The 15,186-nt window shown below is 43.4% G+C and carries 15 protein-coding genes; all 15 read right to left on the minus strand.

From position 1 onward, the window contains the following. Nucleotides 1-43: 43 nt before the first annotated feature. Nucleotides 44-277: a KH domain-containing protein gene (locus AB5N96_RS00935; RefSeq protein ID WP_204589031.1), complete on the minus strand. Its 234-nt coding sequence runs from the start codon at nucleotides 275-277 to the stop codon at nucleotides 44-46. Between the two features lie 14 nt (nucleotides 278-291). Continuing rightward, nucleotides 292-564 carry a 30S ribosomal protein S16 gene (gene rpsP, locus AB5N96_RS00940; protein ID WP_053590001.1) on the minus strand — a complete coding sequence of 91 codons (273 nt, stop codon included), beginning with the start codon at nucleotides 562-564 and terminating at the stop codon, nucleotides 292-294. A 93-nt stretch (nucleotides 565-657) separates the two neighbouring features. Beyond that, complete coding sequence (gene ffh, locus AB5N96_RS00945) at nucleotides 658-2,013, minus strand: signal recognition particle protein (protein ID WP_204589030.1); 1,356 nt, start codon at nucleotides 2,011-2,013, stop codon at nucleotides 658-660. Between the two features lie 11 nt (nucleotides 2,014-2,024). Continuing rightward, nucleotides 2,025-2,354, minus strand: coding sequence for a putative DNA-binding protein (locus AB5N96_RS00950; RefSeq protein WP_204589029.1), 330 nt, complete (start codon nucleotides 2,352-2,354; stop codon nucleotides 2,025-2,027). A gap of 64 nt (nucleotides 2,355-2,418) precedes the next feature. Then, nucleotides 2,419-3,441: a signal recognition particle-docking protein FtsY gene (gene ftsY / locus AB5N96_RS00955; protein WP_204589028.1), complete on the minus strand. Its 1,023-nt coding sequence runs from the start codon at nucleotides 3,439-3,441 to the stop codon at nucleotides 2,419-2,421. 13 nt (nucleotides 3,442-3,454) lie between these two features. Continuing rightward, nucleotides 3,455-7,000, minus strand: a complete 3,546-nt coding sequence (gene smc / locus AB5N96_RS00960) for a chromosome segregation protein SMC (RefSeq protein ID WP_499704421.1) — start codon at nucleotides 6,998-7,000, stop codon at nucleotides 3,455-3,457. 2 nt (nucleotides 7,001-7,002) lie between these two features. After that, nucleotides 7,003-7,737, minus strand: a complete 735-nt coding sequence (gene rnc / locus AB5N96_RS00965) for a ribonuclease III (RefSeq protein WP_392456237.1) — start codon at nucleotides 7,735-7,737, stop codon at nucleotides 7,003-7,005. Nucleotides 7,738-7,853: 116 nt separating this feature from the next. Continuing rightward, nucleotides 7,854-8,093, minus strand: a complete 240-nt coding sequence (gene acpP, locus AB5N96_RS00970; protein WP_204589025.1) for an acyl carrier protein — start codon at nucleotides 8,091-8,093, stop codon at nucleotides 7,854-7,856. 52 nt (nucleotides 8,094-8,145) lie between these two features. After that, nucleotides 8,146-8,889, minus strand: a complete 744-nt coding sequence (gene fabG / locus AB5N96_RS00975; protein ID WP_499704422.1) for a 3-oxoacyl-[acyl-carrier-protein] reductase — start codon at nucleotides 8,887-8,889, stop codon at nucleotides 8,146-8,148. Continuing rightward, a complete protein-coding gene (fabD, locus tag AB5N96_RS00980; RefSeq protein ID WP_499704423.1) occupies nucleotides 8,886-9,830 on the minus strand; it encodes an ACP S-malonyltransferase in 945 nt (314 codons plus the stop codon). Before fabD ends, fabG begins: the two co-directional genes overlap by 4 nt. Continuing rightward, nucleotides 9,827-10,819: a phosphate acyltransferase PlsX gene (plsX, locus tag AB5N96_RS00985; protein ID WP_499704424.1), complete on the minus strand. Its 993-nt coding sequence runs from the start codon at nucleotides 10,817-10,819 to the stop codon at nucleotides 9,827-9,829. The genes fabD and plsX overlap by 4 nt, the downstream gene beginning before the upstream one ends. After that, nucleotides 10,816-11,394, minus strand: a complete 579-nt coding sequence (gene fapR / locus AB5N96_RS00990) for a transcription factor FapR (RefSeq protein WP_204589021.1) — start codon at nucleotides 11,392-11,394, stop codon at nucleotides 10,816-10,818. Before fapR ends, plsX begins: the two co-directional genes overlap by 4 nt. Nucleotides 11,395-11,481: 87 nt before the next feature. Continuing rightward, the gene (recG, locus tag AB5N96_RS00995) at nucleotides 11,482-13,530 is read right to left on the minus strand and encodes an ATP-dependent DNA helicase RecG (RefSeq protein ID WP_499704425.1); all 2,049 of its coding nucleotides are present in this window, start codon (nucleotides 13,528-13,530) and stop codon (nucleotides 11,482-11,484) included. Continuing rightward, nucleotides 13,520-14,419, minus strand: coding sequence for an L-serine ammonia-lyase, iron-sulfur-dependent, subunit alpha (sdaAA, locus tag AB5N96_RS01000; RefSeq protein WP_499704426.1), 900 nt, complete (start codon nucleotides 14,417-14,419; stop codon nucleotides 13,520-13,522). Before sdaAA ends, recG begins: the two co-directional genes overlap by 11 nt. A gap of 11 nt (nucleotides 14,420-14,430) precedes the next feature. Continuing rightward, nucleotides 14,431-15,093, minus strand: coding sequence for an L-serine ammonia-lyase, iron-sulfur-dependent subunit beta (gene sdaAB, locus AB5N96_RS01005; protein ID WP_204589018.1), 663 nt, complete (start codon nucleotides 15,091-15,093; stop codon nucleotides 14,431-14,433). Nucleotides 15,094-15,186: the final 93 nt, after the last annotated feature.

The raw sequence follows: 15,186 nt of genomic DNA on the forward strand, positions 1-15,186 counted from the left end.
TAGACGAACAAAAAGGAAGAACTAGTTGAGTTCTTCCTTTCGGTCAATCCAAAATATCGACAAATACACGTTTTGATTGGTGACTGCTTGCTGCTGAATACACAATTGTTCGAATCGCTTTTGCGACACGTCCTTGTTTGCCAATGACTTTCCCCATATCTTCTGGATGTACAGAAAGCTTATAGACAACCCGGTTCCCGGAGACCTGTTCTTGAATCTCAATGGATTCCGGATGGTCGACAAGTGGTGTTACGATCGTTTCAATCAGCTGCTTCATGCAATCACCCCCGATTATTTACCTAATTTTGCGTTATGGAATTTTTCCATGATGCCTTGTTCAGAGAACAAGTTACGTACTGTGTCAGATGGTTTTGCACCATCTTGAAGCCATTTCAATGCTAATTCTTCATTGATTTTTACTTCAGCTGGTTTAGTTAGTGGGTTGTAAGTACCTACTGTTTCGATTTGACGGCCGTCACGTGGTGAACGTGAATCAGCTACTACAATACGATAGAAAGGAGACTTTTTAGCTCCCATACGTTTTAAACGAATTTTTACTGCCATTTGTTAGTGCACCTCCGAATAGTTTCACACAAGATAGTATATTACCAAGCTTTTTTTAGTTTGTAAAGTGTTTTTTCTTAACACTACTAAAAGTTATCGAAATAACCCATCCATACCTGGGAAATTCATCTTTTTCTTGCCTTTTTGTTGCATACCAGACATTTGTTTCATCATCTTTTTCATGTCTTCAAATTGTTTCAAAAGACGATTTACTTCTTGAATAGAAGTTCCCGACCCCTTTGCAATTCGCTTTTTACGACTGCCATTGATGCTCTCGGGATGTGATTTTTCATGAGGCGTCATTGAATAAATAATCGCTTCGACGCGCCCCATCTGTTTCTCATCGACTTTTGCATTTTCAAGACCTTTGATTTTTCCAGCGCCCGGAAGCATCTTCAAAATCTCATCAAGCGGTCCCATCTTTTTCACTTGTTGGAGTTGCTCGATGAAATCATCAAACGTAAATGATTGCGTACGGATCTTTTCTTCAAGCTCTTTTGCTTTCGTTTCATCGACTTCCGTTTGTGCTTTTTCAATGAGCGACAACATGTCGCCCATCCCAAGAATTCGAGAAGCCATGCGATCTGGGTGGAATTCTTCTAAAGCGTCCATCTTCTCACCCATACCGACAAATTTAATCGGTTTTTGAGTAACGGAACGTATGGATAACGCAGCTCCACCGCGTGTATCTCCATCAAGCTTTGTTAATACAACGCCTGTGATACCGATGGCTTCATTAAAGTTGGATGCGACATTCACAGCATCTTGCCCTGTCATTGAATCGACAACTAAGAAGATTTCATCTGGCTCTTTTAAAGCACGGATCTGTTTTAATTCATCCATTAACGTCTCGTCTACGTGTAGACGACCCGCTGTATCGATGATCACCACATCATGATGCTCTTGTTTAGCGTGTTCAATGGCTTGTCTTGCAATCTCTACAGGTGATACCTCAGTGCCAAGCGAGAAGACAGGAAGCGATAATTGCTTACCCAGCGTCTCAAGCTGTTTAATGGCTGCTGGACGATAAATATCAGCCGCTACTAATAGAGGTTTTCTATTATATTTTTTACGAAGTACAGACGCAAGCTTACCACTTGTCGTCGTTTTACCGGCCCCCTGCAAACCGACCATCATAATGACTGTTGGCGGACGTGTAGAAAAAGCGATTTTACTTTGTTCGCCACCCATTAATTGCGTCAATTCATCTTTTACAATTTTGATGACTTGTTGACCAGGCGTCAAACTCTTCATAACGTCTTGACCAACCGCACGTTCAGATACCGTTTTGATAAACTCTTTGACGACTTTTAAGTTGACGTCTGCTTCAATCAAAGCAAAGCGGACTTCGCGCATCATTTCTTTGACATCCGCCTCGGAAATCTTTCCTTTACCTTTAATCTTTTGCATCGTCCCTTGGAGTCGTTCTGCTAAACCTTCAAAAGCCATGATTGCTCCTCCTATTCGACGCCTTTTAGTTGCTCTAATAAAGCGAGTACATTTTCAGGTGATTGATTTTGTTTCACAGCCGCTTCGAGTTGTTCAACCAACTGTTGGCGCTGCTGAAATTTTTCAAGAAGTGTTAGTTTTGTCTCATATTCTTCAAGCATCATCTCTGTACGACGTATGTTGTCATAGACCGCTTGACGGGAGATTTCGTATTCTTCTGCGATTTCACCTAGAGACAAATCATCTAAATAATAAAGTTCCATGTATGAGCGTTGTTTATCTGTTAAAAGTGATTGATAAAAGTCAAACAGGAAGTTGATTCGGGTTGTTTTTTCAATCATCTTGTCGCTCCCTTTCGGTTACACCCACTAGTGTAGTAGGTCGACCAAGTGCTGTCAAGTATTTTTACTTGTCTTGTTCGTTTTGTTGTTCTAAATCCAATCCTTCAGCAAATAAGCCATATACATATTTGTCTGCATCAAAAGGCTGCAAGTCGTCGATTTTCTCTCCAAGTCCTACATACTTTACAGGAATACCAAGTTTGTTACGGATAGCAAGAACGATTCCGCCTTTTGCTGTGCCATCTAACTTCGTCAACACGATTCCTGATACATTTGTCACTTCTTTAAATGTCTGGGCTTGAATCAATGCATTTTGACCTGTCGTCGCATCTAGAGCAAGTAACACTTCATGCGGCGCATCTGGCACTTCACGTGAAATAACGCGGTGAATCTTTTCCAGCTCATTCATCAAGTTGACTTTATTTTGAAGACGCCCTGCTGTATCACAGATTAAAATATCGACACCACGGCTTTTCGCTGCGCGCACTGCATCATACATTACAGCTGCCGGATCTGACCCTTCGCCTTGTTTAACGACTTCTACACCTACACGGTTTCCCCACTCCTGCAGTTGGTCAATCGCACCTGCGCGGAATGTGTCTCCCGCTGCTAACATGACGGTTTTTCCCTGTTGCTTGTACTGGTATGCAAGCTTTCCGATTGTCGTCGTTTTGCCGACACCATTCACGCCTACCATTAAAATAACGCCTAACCCTTCTTCTGGTAACGTAATTTCTGCTAGCTGCTCTTCTCCATCCTCATAAATTTCGACTAATTTCTCAGCGATGACGGATTGAATGCCAGATGTATCCTTAATATTTTTGCGTTGCACTTCATAACGCAGCTTGTCCATGAGTTCCATAACTGTTTCAAAGCCAACATCTGCTTGCAAGAGAAGCTCTTCTAATTCTTCAAAGAAATCCTCATCTACTTTGCGGTATTTTGCTACTAAGTCATTGACTTTAGATGTAAATTGGTCACGAGTCTTCGTGAGACCCCCTTTAAACTTTTCAGTAATGCTTTGTTTTTCAACCTGCTCTTCAGGCGTACCTGCCATTTTTTCTTTCCATTTCTTAAAAAAACTCATGTTAACCCTTCCCTTATACGTATTCTTCTAATTTTACTGAGACTAATTTCGATACACCAGACTCTTGCATTGTCACACCGTACAAAACATCTGCACCTTCCATCGTCCCTTTGCGGTGAGTGATAACAATAAATTGGGTATCACCCGAGAATTGCTTTAAATACTCACTGTATCGTACGACATTGGCTTCATCAAGCGCTGCTTCTACTTCATCTAAAATACAGAACGGTACTGGACGCGTCTGTAAAATGGCAAATAAAAGTGCAATCGCTGTCAGTGCACGTTCTCCACCCGATAGTAGCGATAGATTTTGTAATTTCTTGCCTGGAGGCTGTGCGACAATGTCGACTCCCGTTTCAAGCATATTTTCTGGATCGGTCAACACGAGATCCGCTTGTCCGCCTCCAAATAATTTACGAAAAACATCTCGGAAATGTTTCTGTATTTCAAAAAATGTACGGCTGAAACGTTCTGTCATTTCCTCGTCCATCTCTGTAATCGCTGAATGAAGCGTATCCTTTGCATCAATCAAGTCTTTGCGTTGTTCTGTTAAGAACTGATAGCGTTCGTTGACTTGCTCAAACTCTTCTATGGCAGCGATGTTTACCGGTCCCAACTCTTCGATTGAACGCTTTAACAATCGAACTTTAGAGCGCTCACGATCACTATCTTCCGGTAGTGAGAATGTCTGTTTCGCATCTTCATACGTCAGTTCATAGTCATCTTCTAACACAGAATAATAGCTCGCCAAGCTAGATTCTAGTTGTTCGTTTTGCATGTTCAACTTCTCGTGTTGCACGGATAGCGTGTGCAGACGTTCGGATACCGCTTCTTCTTCTAACTCGGCGGCGCGCACTTGATGATTTAGCTCTTTACGCTTTTCCCGTACGGACTGAATCGTTGTTTGCAAGGAATTACGAGAGATCACCAACTGCTCGATTTCTGCAGCTAATTCTTCGGCTGTTTGCCCTTCATGACCTGTTTGATACCATGCTAGTTCTTCTTCCCAACTTGTAATCTGTGTAGTCGCCTTCGCGATAGACTCAGACAATGCGGTTAATTCTCGATCAAGTTGGTGTGCCCGTTCACTTGCAAGCGCAACTTCTGTGATCACAGTTCCCAGTTGGTTTTGAATCGCGTCTTTCTGTTCCACCGTCTTAGACTTTAGAGCCGTCAACTCATCAATTTGACTCTGTATGGACTGCGCCTTCTGTGATCTCTCTGCTAGTAATTGCTCAATTTCATTTAAACGAGTTGTCGCTTGTTGTTGGTCATCTCCATGTTCTTGCTGTTGCAGATGAAACATATCTTTTTTGTCTTGCCATTTTTCGACTAAGTTTTCTGCGCTGGCAGCTTCAGAATAAACTTGTTGTTGATTGCTGCGGAGTTCTTCACCAGAGGACCGAAGTGTTTCAAGTTCTGTTTCAAGCTGGTCCTTCTTGCGTTTAAAATCTGCCACCTGTTGCTCAGCACGTGCGAGGTCTGCCTCTAGTTTCACAACGAGCGTAGAATAGTTCTCAAGGTCTGCTTTCCTTGAGAACACTGAACTTTGCTTTTTCGTAGTTCCGCCTGTCAATGACCCTCCAGGGTGAACGATATCGCCATCTAGAGTAACAATTCGTGCACTGTGGTTGATCAGCTTTGCCAGTTGAGATGCACCATTCAAGTCCTTTGCGACCACAATAGTCCCGAGTAGATTATCTCGAATAGGACGATATTCCGGTTCACAGGAAACTAGCGTATTTGCCGTTGCTACAAATGCCGCATGATTTTCAAGCTTTTTCAACTGAAAATCTGGAAGTTGACGTGGCTTTATAACATCCATCGGAAGGAATGTTGCTCTCCCTAATCGCTGTTGTTTCAGATAGGCAATTGCATGCTGCGCATCACGTGTAGTATCCGTTACAACATGTTGTGCTTGGCCTCCGATAGCTGTGTCGATGGCCGTTACATATGCTGTAGGGATATCTAATAGTTCCGCGACAGCTCCACGAATGCCGTTAAACCTCTCTTCATTTCGTTGTTTTAATAATTCTCTCACACCTTGGAAATAGCCACTGAATTCCGATTCTAATTCTACAAGGGAGTCTCGTTTTGCACGAAGCTGATGAAGTTGTTGATAGCCATCAAAGAGAAGTTGTCGTTTCTTTTCATACGATTGTGAAACATCATCATAGACCACTTTTTTTTCTTTAAATGCTAATAAGGCCTGCTCGAGCTTGTGATCGAGTTGCTCTTTTGAAGCATTAGCAAGGTTGTGGGCATTTCTCGCCTCGTCCAGTTGACGCTCGATTTCTTTTAAATCCGATGAGAAACGAGCATAATGGAGCTTTTGCTTTTCTGTTTGCTGTTCTAAAATTCGTTGCTCGTTCTTTAGTGCCGCGGATTCATTTAAGAGTTCTATATAATCCGCTTTTAATGTCTCTACTTGCACTTCTAAATCTTCTTCAGACGTATGTAGAATTTGCTCGAGCTGGTTACGTGTATCACGCAACTCTTTTATTTTTTTCGCTTGCTCCTTTTTTTGCATCTCTAGTTGTTCATGTTTCTCTTCTAGCTGTTTTGCTTCTTGTTTTGCGACCGCAAGTGAAGCTTGAAGCTTTTCTATTTGTTGTTTCCGATTATTTTGTTTTTCTTCTAAGACTAGCTTTCTTCCTTCTTGACGCTCTAAAGTTGTAGAAACTGTAACAGCCTCATCTTGAAGCGTATCGAGTGATTCTTCAAGTTGTGAAAGTTGTGAACGCGCTTGTGTAAGATGAAGAACGAGTTCTTCTTTTTGAGTACGTGTAGACTGGACTTCTTTTGCTACTTCTTCTGCATGTTTTGCAAGGACTTCCAATTGATCCTCAGCCTGTTCAATGTCGAATAAGGCCAAACTTACTTCACGTGTTCGAAGCTCTTCAGCGAATGCCAAATAATCCTTCGCAATGGATGACTGAATTTGAAGCGGCTCAATACGCCCTTCTAACTCATGCAAAATATCCAATACCCGGTTTAAGTTGTCATCTGTTTCAATTAATTTAAATTCTGCTTTTCGTTTCCGCTGTTTGTATTTTAGAACGCCTGCTGTTTCTTCGAATATCGCGCGACGATCTTCTGCCTTACTGTTTAGAATTTCATCGACTTTTCCTTGCGAGATAATCGAAAAGGCTTCACGCCCTAACCCTGAATCCATGAACAGTTCCGTAATGTCTTTTAAACGACAAGTTTGACGGTTCAGTAGGTAATCGGAATCTCCTGAACGGTAAACGCGTCTCGTCACACTCACTTCCGCATACTCGGTATGCAGCGCTTTGGACTGGTTATCTAGAACGAGCGTGACTTCTGCAAAGTTGAGTGGTTTGCGGGAGTCACTCCCTGCAAAAATGACGTCTTCCATCTTAGTTCCACGCAACGATTTAGCAGATTGTTCACCAAGTACCCAACGAATCGCGTCTGTAATATTGCTTTTACCGCTTCCGTTTGGTCCGACGACTGCTGTCACACCTGGAACAAAGTCCACTGCAATGCGTTCTGCAAACGATTTGAAGCCTACAATTTCAAGCCTCTTTAAAAACATACTTACTCATCCGCCTTTAATTTCTGTATTGCCAGTTGCGCAGCTTGTTGCTCCGCTTCTTTTTTTGACCTTCCGCTACCTTCTCCAAGAGGTTCTGCATCTAAAGACACCTGTGAGATGAAGATACGATTGTGAGCGGGACCTTTTTCTTCAATGATTTCATACTTCAATTGTCCAGAATTGTCTTGCTGGACAAGCTCTTGAAGTTGACTCTTGTAGTCCGAGACTTTTGAAAATGCTCCCACTTCAACTTTTGGGAACATCACAGTTTCCAGAAGCTCAGTGACTTTATCTAATCCTTGATCGAGATACAAAGCGCCTACTAATGCTTCAAATACATCCGCTAGAAGCGCAGGACGATTACGCCCACCCGTATTCTCTTCTCCTTTGCCAAGCAAAATATACGAGCCAAGATCCAACTCATTTGCCAAATGAACAAGGGACGGTTCACAGACAATCGACGCACGAAGTTTCGTCAACTCTCCCTCGGTCATTTTCGGATAACGATGGAAAAGGTATTGGGATACTGCTAGTTCGAGTACGGCATCACCAAGAAACTCCAACCGTTCATTGTCAATAAACGATTTTCTGCGGTGTTCATTTACATAAGATGAATGCGTGAACGCTTCAAACAATAGACTTTCGTTTGTAAATACAAATTCTGTTTGTTTTTGAAACTCGGCCACTTTTGCTTTTGCCTCTGCACTGTACACTGGTTTTTTCTTCGATTCCTTCATTTGCCTCAGCCTTTCTACATGTCTATCCTTCTTAGTTTACTGTTTATTACAAGCCTTGCATAGTCTCGGCCTAAAAAAGAAAAACCAGAGAGTCTGCACTCTCTGGCTACGTTTCTTTATTCGCCTAATTTACCTTCAATGTACGTTACTGCAGAACCTACAGTTGAAATATTTTCAGCTTCCTCATCAGAGATTTCCATGTCGAACTCATCTTCAAGCTCCATTACAAGTTCAACTACGTCTAATGAATCAGCGCCTAAATCTTCACGGAAAGAAGCTTCCATTTTCACTTCGCTCTCATCGACACCAAGGCGGTCTACGATGACTTTTGTTACGCGTTCTAATACTGTTGACATTTCATGTCACCTCCCCTCATTAGTATACGCAAAAACCTGCGTCTTGCCTAGATTACATGTACATTCCACCGTTGACATGGAGTGTTTGCCCTGTAATATATGTAGCTTCTTCCGAAGCTAAAAATGCAACAGCTGCTGCAATATCTTTTGCAGTGCCAAAATGGCCGAGTGGAATCTGTGCAAGCATTGCGGATTTGATCTCTTCAGGTAGTGAATCCGTCATCTCTGTTTCAATGAACCCTGGAGCAATCGCATTGACTGTAATATTGCGTGATGCAAGTTCGAGTGCGACAGACTTTGTCATGCCGACGACACCCGCTTTAGCAGCTACATAATTCGTCTGACCCGGATTCCCAGATGCACCGACGATTGAGGAGATATTGATGATACGTCCTTTGCGTTGCTTCATCATTTGACGCGTAACAGCTTTTGTCGTTAAAAACACACCTTTGAGGTTTGTGTCGATCACATCGTCCCACTCACTGTCTTTCATACGCATTAGCAAATTATCACGCGTGATTCCCGCATTGTTTACAAGGATGTCGATAGAACCGTATGCATCAAGTGCTGCTTTCATCAGTGCTGTGACATCATCTGCGTTTGAAACAGACGCTTGCACAGCAATCGCTTGGCCACCAGCTTGTGTGATTTCCGCCACAACGGATTCCGCTTTCTCTTTGCTCCCACTATAATTGACAACCACTTGAGCACCTCGTGCAGCCAAATCTTTTGCAATCTCACTTCCGATTCCGCGGGATGCACCCGTTACAACGGCAGTTTTTCCTTGTAAGCTCATTGTGAATCTCCTTTCAAATGGTACAACGTATTGGTGAGACTGAGTGTATCGAACACTGAATAAGTCGTTACAGATCGGTCAATTTTCTTAATTAATCCTGATAATACATTTCCTGGTCCACACTCAATGAATGTATCGACACCTAAATCCAGCATCGTTCGTATAGATTCTTCCCATCGAACAGGAGCCGTTACTTGTTCTATCAATAGTTTGCGAATTTCATCTGCACTTTCAACCGGCTTTGCTGTAACGTTTGCGATAATCGGCACTTTTGGTTCACGTAGTGGAATCATCGCTAACTCAACACCTAGCTTGGTTGCAGCTGGACGCATTAATGATGAATGAAAAGGCCCACTAACCGAGAGTGGAATTGCGCGCTTTGCTCCATGATCTTTTGCTCGCTCAGACGCTAATTTTACGCCTTCAGCAGTACCTGAAATGACAATTTGGCCCGGACAGTTCAAGTTTGCCACTTGTACAGAGTGACCTTCAGTAGTAACAGCTTCTGTTACAGTTGCTAAGTCGTCAGCGGCCATACCAAGAATCGCTGCCATTGCACCTTGTCCTGCAGGAACGGCTTCGTTCATGAATTTCCCACGTTTGTGAACGATTGATGCACCGTCTTGAACAGAGAGAACTCCCGCCATCACAAGTGCTGAATATTCCCCAAGGGAGTGCCCCGCCATATAGTCGGGCTTCAAGCCGTTTTCCATAAGAATAGACGCAGCGATTGTACTACTTAGAAGAAGAGCCGGTTGTGCGTGATACGTTTTTGTTAATTCTTCAAGTGGTCCTTCAAACATTATGTTCGAGATGGGAATACCCATTGCTTTTTCAGCTGTCGTCAAGTACTGGTCATACTTTTTAAAGTTCTCAACAAGGTCTTTTGCCATACCGACAGATTGAGAACCTTGCCCTGGGAATACAAATGCTACCTTCATTGTTCAGTTTCCTTTCGAATGGTTTCCGCGATCACGCCACTTACATCCCATTCCACCATCGTACGTGCTTGGCGAATGGCGTGGAAGATAGCATTTTCATTAGAAGAGCCATGTGCTTTGATCACGGGTGCATTGAGACCAAACAGGCCTGCTCCACCGTACTCTGTATAGTCCATCAACCCTTTTAAATCCGATAAATCATTTTTCACAAGAGCAGCAGCCAGTTTTGTCTTGGTTGACTTCATAAATGTTTGTTTCAACATTTTAAATAAACTACCTGCAGTTCCTTCGATTGTCTTTAGTACCATGTTGCCTGTGAATCCGTCCGTCACAACAACATCCGCTACTCCGTCCAACAGGTCACGTGCTTCAACGTTTCCAATGAAATGGATAGGTGCCTCTTCCAACAGTTTATAGGCTTGTTTTGTTAAGTCATTTCCTTTACCAGGCTCTGTACCGATATTTAGTAACCCTACACGCGGCTTTTCGATAGACCGAACGTTTTTAGCATAAATACTTCCCATCACCGCGTATTGCACTAAGTGCTCCGGCTTGGCATCCGCATTCGCACCAAGATCTAACATGACAAACCCCTTCCCATCTATAGTTGGAAGAGTTGGTGCTAGGGCAGGTCGCTCGATACCAGGTATACGGCCAACAATGAACAAGCCAGATGCCATTAACGCGCCCGTGTTCCCAGCAGAAATCGCAGCATGCACCTCCCCGTCTTTCACAGCTTGTGCCATCCGGACCATCGAAGCGTCTTTTTTGCGACGAATCGCACGAACAGGCTCATCCGTCGCTTCAATCTTTTCAGTTGTTGGAATTACTTTCAAGCGATCATGTTGTTTAAGATACGGCGTCATTTCTTGCTCGATACCATACAACATAATCTCAATATCTTGAAATTCATCGAGTGCACGGTAGGCGCCTTTAATAATTTCACCAGGTGCGTTATCGCCACCCATTGCGTCTAATGCAAGCTTCATTTTGTCACCTTCTCTTTGGATTGGGAAACGTGGTACATCTCAAATTCCCCTTCAAATACTTTTTCCTGATGAACTTTACTGATGACATGAATGATGGAGTTTCGTTCATTTGACCGCTCTAATACACGAGCTTTCGCAACTACTCGATCTCCTTTTTTCACTTGTTTGACGAAGTGTATGGTCGCCTTTTTCGTCAACGCAAGTTCATCATCCAGTAATGCGACTGCTAATGAGTTGGCTTGCGCAAACAAATGATGCCCTCGCGCAATGTTGCGGGTTTGGAAGACATGCTCCCCGCCAATCTCAAGCATGGAAATTGCCGATTCACCAAGTGATAAGTCAATAATCTCGCCAATCACGTCATCTTCTGTCAGAGAGCGTACCGTTGACAGCCTATCCGTTGCTACATGCTTGATCCGTTCACGAAGTTCGGGAATGGATAGTTCCATGCGGTCCAAACGAATCGTTTGTACACTCACCGTAAAATGTGTGGCAAGTTGTTCGTCAGTTATAAACGGGTTTTCATCCAACATCGTTTTCAGCCCCGATTGTCTTTCTTTTTTGGAATAGCGCATGATTATCACCTCTTTTAGCACTTGGTACTAATATCAGTATATAAATAGAAAAAAAAGAATGCAAGAACTGTTTCGTTCTTTGCATTCTCAATCGATTCGCTGGCCTTCCAAAATACCTGATTGCTCAAGCTTTGCCCGAATCAGACTCCACTCTTCTGAGTGCCAGAAATACTGGCTATCCACTAATCTTTCTGCGTCTTCCCGAGCTGTTTGGAGTGCCCGGTAATCATGCACAAGATCTGCTACTTTGAATTCAGGCATCCCACTTTGCTTTCTCCCAAAAAAGTCTCCAGGCCCCCGAAGTTCTAAATCTTTTTCAGCAAGCGCGAAACCGTCGGTCGTTTCTGTCATCGATGTCATCCGCTCTTTCCCCACTTCAGTCTTTGGATCAGCGATTAACACACAATATGACTGATGATCTCCTCGACCTACTCTTCCTCTCAGTTGATGGAGCTGTGCAAGGCCGAACCGCTCAGCGTCAAAAATCATCATGAACGTCGCGTTCGGAATGTTTACGCCTACTTCCACAACTGTTGTCGACACGAGAATTTGACTTTCATTGTCCGAAAACTTTCGCATGACAGCGTCTTTTTCATCGGAAGGTAATTTCCCGTGCATCAATTCCACTTTGAACTCAGGTTCATAATAAGCCTGCAATTCATGGAAGATATCGAGTACGTTTTGTAGATCCAATTTATCGGACTCTTCAATGAGAGGACAGATTACATACGCTTGCCTCCCAGCAATCAGCTCTTTTTTTAGGCGAGACAATAATGCAGGCAATTGCTGTTCTTTCACCCAATACGTTTCAATTGGCTTTCGACCTGCTGGCATTTCATCAACGATTGTTACATCCATCTCTCCAAACGCTGTGATTGCCAGTGTTCGAGGAATAGGTGTAGCGGTCATGAACAAGACATCGGGCTCTAGACCTTTTTGTTTTAACACGCGGCGCTGTTCTACTCCAAAACGGTGTTGCTCATCTGTGACGACTACACCTAAGTTTTTAAATTGAACGTCAGGTTGAATCAACGCATGCGTCCCAATGACGACATCGATCTCCCCTGTTTGCAACCCTTCTAGAATCTGGCGCTTCATCTTCGCTTTCGTCGAGCCCGTCAATAATGCAACCTGAATGCCAAGCGGAGAGAACCAATCAAAGAATGCGTTGGCATGTTGTTCAGCTAGAATCTCTGTCGGTGCCATGATGGCCCCTTGCATCCCTGCACTATACGCCGCAATGATTGTGATCGCAGCAACGACTGTTTTTCCTGATCCAACATCTCCTTGAAGCAATCGATTCATTTGGTAGGGCGCCCGTAAATCTTTTAAGATTTCATCCACGGCTCGATTTTGTGCACCCGTTAATTCATACGGAAGAGAAGCTACAAAACTCTTGATGAGTAGCGGATCATACTCGACGGGTCGACCGACATTCGCATCTTTTCGAATTTTTTTCAATGCTTGCATTTTTAATTGAAATTGCAACAATTCTTCATACACAAAACGTCGACGTGCATTCTTTGTCTGCGCTGCATCTTCTGGGAAATGGATAGCTTGAAGCGCTTCGTATAAGTTCGGTAACCGATACGACTCACGAACAGACTCCGGCAATGGGTCCACAAGTTCTTCTTTCGTTAATTCAAATGCTTGCGTCAGTAGTCTACGGAATACTTTTTGAGTCACACGCCCTTTTAAACTGTAGACAGGTTCAAAATCATGATCATCTGTACGAGGCCCAAGCTGATGCGCAGAAGCTTGAATAACTTGACGGCCTTTGTCCCATTTACCGGAAATCGTCACGATTTCACCTGGTATAAACTTGGCTTTTAAATAAGGCTGGTTAAAAAACACCGCTTTAATCAAGTGTCTTCCTGTCAGCACTTTCACTTGTAGTCTTGATTTTTTCCCCATAAAAAGGATAGTTGGGTCACTCTCAATCCGGCCTTCAATTGTTACTCGTTCATTGTGATCGGTCAGGGTCAGATCTTTTAATCGAAAATCTTCATGTCGGGTGGGAAATGTGAAGAGGACATCTTCCAATGTGGAGATGCCCAATTCTTGTAATGCTTCTGCAGTTGCTTTCCCAACACCTTTTAAAATGGTGAGTGGCTCATGCAAAAGGTTATTGTTCACGACTCGCGACGGCTCCACCGAAGATTTTTGCTTCTAACCAGCGACCTGTTGGTGTTGCAGCTAATCCACCTTGCGCAGTTTCTTTCAGTGCTGTTGGCATCGTCTGTCCGATTTTGTACATCGCATCGATTACCTCATCACAAGGAATGCGACTTGTTACACCAGCAAGTGCCATATCAGCTGCTACAAGTGCGTTCGCAGCACCCATTGCATTGCGCTTTACACATGGGACTTCTACAAGTCCGGCTACTGGATCACACACAAGGCCAAGCATGTTTTTTAATGTAATCGCAAAGGCTTCTGAACATTGCTGTGGCGATCCGCCAGCCATTTCTGTAATTGCCGCTGCAGCCATTCCTGCCGCAGACCCCACTTCAGCTTGGCAACCTCCAGCTGCACCTGAAATCGATGCATTGTTAGCGACAACAAAGCCAAAAGCCCCTGAAGTGAATAAATAGTTGATCATTTGCTCGCGCGTTGGGTTTAATTTGTGAATGACAGCAAACAAAGTACCTGGTACAACCCCAGCAGATCCTGCAGTAGGAGTCGCACAAATTGTTCCCATAGCCGCATTTACTTCATTCGTAGCGACGGCTTTGCTGACAGCGTCGAGTAATAGCTCACCAGATAAGGAGTTGCCTTTTTTCATATAGTTTTGAATAAGTACGGCGTCGCCACCCGTCAATCCCGATGTCGAACGTACTCCAAGTAATCCTTTTTCAACCGCTTCTTCCATGACAGTCAGATTGCGATCCATTTGTTTCATAATTTCTTCACGCTTGCGACCTGTCACTAATATTTCTTGTTCAATCATAATTTCAGATATTAATTTATTTTCATTTTCTGCACGTTCGACAAGTTCCCGAACATTCCGAAACAATACTTCCATTTTCGTTCCTCCTACTCTGCAATTCGTGTGACTTGCGTGATATTTGGCAATGTCGCGATTTCTGCTAAAACGGATTCACTGACAGTTTGATCTACTTCGATGACCATTAAAGCCATGTTTCCTTTTTCTTTCCGTGACACTTCCATATGTCCAATGTTGATGTGTTGATCTGCTAAACATTTTGCAACACTGGCAATACAACCAGATCGGTCTTCATGGACAACAAGAATTGCCGCTCCACCGCCAGATAGACGAAGAGGGAATCCATTCAATTCCACAAGCTCAACTTTTCCTCCACCGATGGAAATACCGACAATGGACATTTCTTGTTCGTCGTCTCCAATCACAATACGCGCAGTGTTCGGATGTTCTGTATGACCGGTCTCTGGAATAAATTCAAAATACAAGTCAAGGCGGGCTGCATCTTCAAATGCTGTTTTGATGCGCTCATCGTCTGTATCGTAGTCAAGTAGCCCCCCGATGATGGCCACATCTGTTCCATGCCCTTTGTATGTCTCGGCGAACGATCCATAAAGATGGATACGTGCCCATTTCGGTTGACGCCCAAATAAGTCACGCGCAATGCGTCCAATGCGAGCAGCACCTGCTGTATGAGAAGATGAAGGTCCAATCATGACTGGACCGATTATATCGAAAACTGATTTAAATTTCATACGTCATTCCCCCAAACCTTTATCCTTACTAGTTTACTATGAAAACGCTTTTACTTCTAGTTTATTAGATGTGGAGAACGCCACTCTAGAAAC

The sequence above is a fragment of the Chryseomicrobium imtechense genome, from assembly GCF_041475995.1.
GTDB classification, from domain to species: Bacteria; Bacillota; Bacilli; order Bacillales_A; family Planococcaceae; genus Chryseomicrobium; species Chryseomicrobium aureum.

What these genes read in the sequence shown, in the direction of transcription:
- AB5N96_RS00935 (WP_204589031.1), bottom strand. Translation starts at nt 277, where the DNA reads ATGAAGCAGCTGATTGAAACGATCGTAACACCACTTGTCGACCATCCG.
- rpsP (WP_053590001.1), bottom strand. Translation starts at nt 564, where the DNA reads ATGGCAGTAAAAATTCGTTTAAAACGTATGGGAGCTAAAAAGTCTCCT.
- ffh (WP_204589030.1), bottom strand. Translation starts at nt 2,013, where the DNA reads ATGGCTTTTGAAGGTTTAGCAGAACGACTCCAAGGGACGATGCAAAAG.
- AB5N96_RS00950 (WP_204589029.1), bottom strand. Translation starts at nt 2,354, where the DNA reads ATGATTGAAAAAACAACCCGAATCAACTTCCTGTTTGACTTTTATCAA.
- ftsY (WP_204589028.1), bottom strand. Translation starts at nt 3,441, where the DNA reads ATGAGTTTTTTTAAGAAATGGAAAGAAAAAATGGCAGGTACGCCTGAA.
- smc (WP_499704421.1), bottom strand. Translation starts at nt 7,000, where the DNA reads ATGTTTTTAAAGAGGCTTGAAATTGTAGGCTTCAAATCGTTTGCAGAA.
- rnc (WP_392456237.1), bottom strand. Translation starts at nt 7,737, where the DNA reads ATGAAGGAATCGAAGAAAAAACCAGTGTACAGTGCAGAGGCAAAAGCA.
- acpP (WP_204589025.1), bottom strand. Translation starts at nt 8,093, where the DNA reads ATGTCAACAGTATTAGAACGCGTAACAAAAGTCATCGTAGACCGCCTT.
- fabG (WP_499704422.1), bottom strand. Translation starts at nt 8,889, where the DNA reads ATGAGCTTACAAGGAAAAACTGCCGTTGTAACGGGTGCATCCCGCGGA.
- fabD (WP_499704423.1), bottom strand. Translation starts at nt 9,830, where the DNA reads ATGAAGGTAGCATTTGTATTCCCAGGGCAAGGTTCTCAATCTGTCGGT.
- plsX (WP_499704424.1), bottom strand. Translation starts at nt 10,819, where the DNA reads ATGAAGCTTGCATTAGACGCAATGGGTGGCGATAACGCACCTGGTGAA.
- fapR (WP_204589021.1), bottom strand. Translation starts at nt 11,394, where the DNA reads ATGCGCTATTCCAAAAAAGAAAGACAATCGGGGCTGAAAACGATGTTG.
- sdaAA (WP_499704426.1), bottom strand. Translation starts at nt 14,419, where the DNA reads ATGGAAGTATTGTTTCGGAATGTTCGGGAACTTGTCGAACGTGCAGAA.
- sdaAB (WP_204589018.1), bottom strand. Translation starts at nt 15,093, where the DNA reads ATGAAATTTAAATCAGTTTTCGATATAATCGGTCCAGTCATGATTGGA.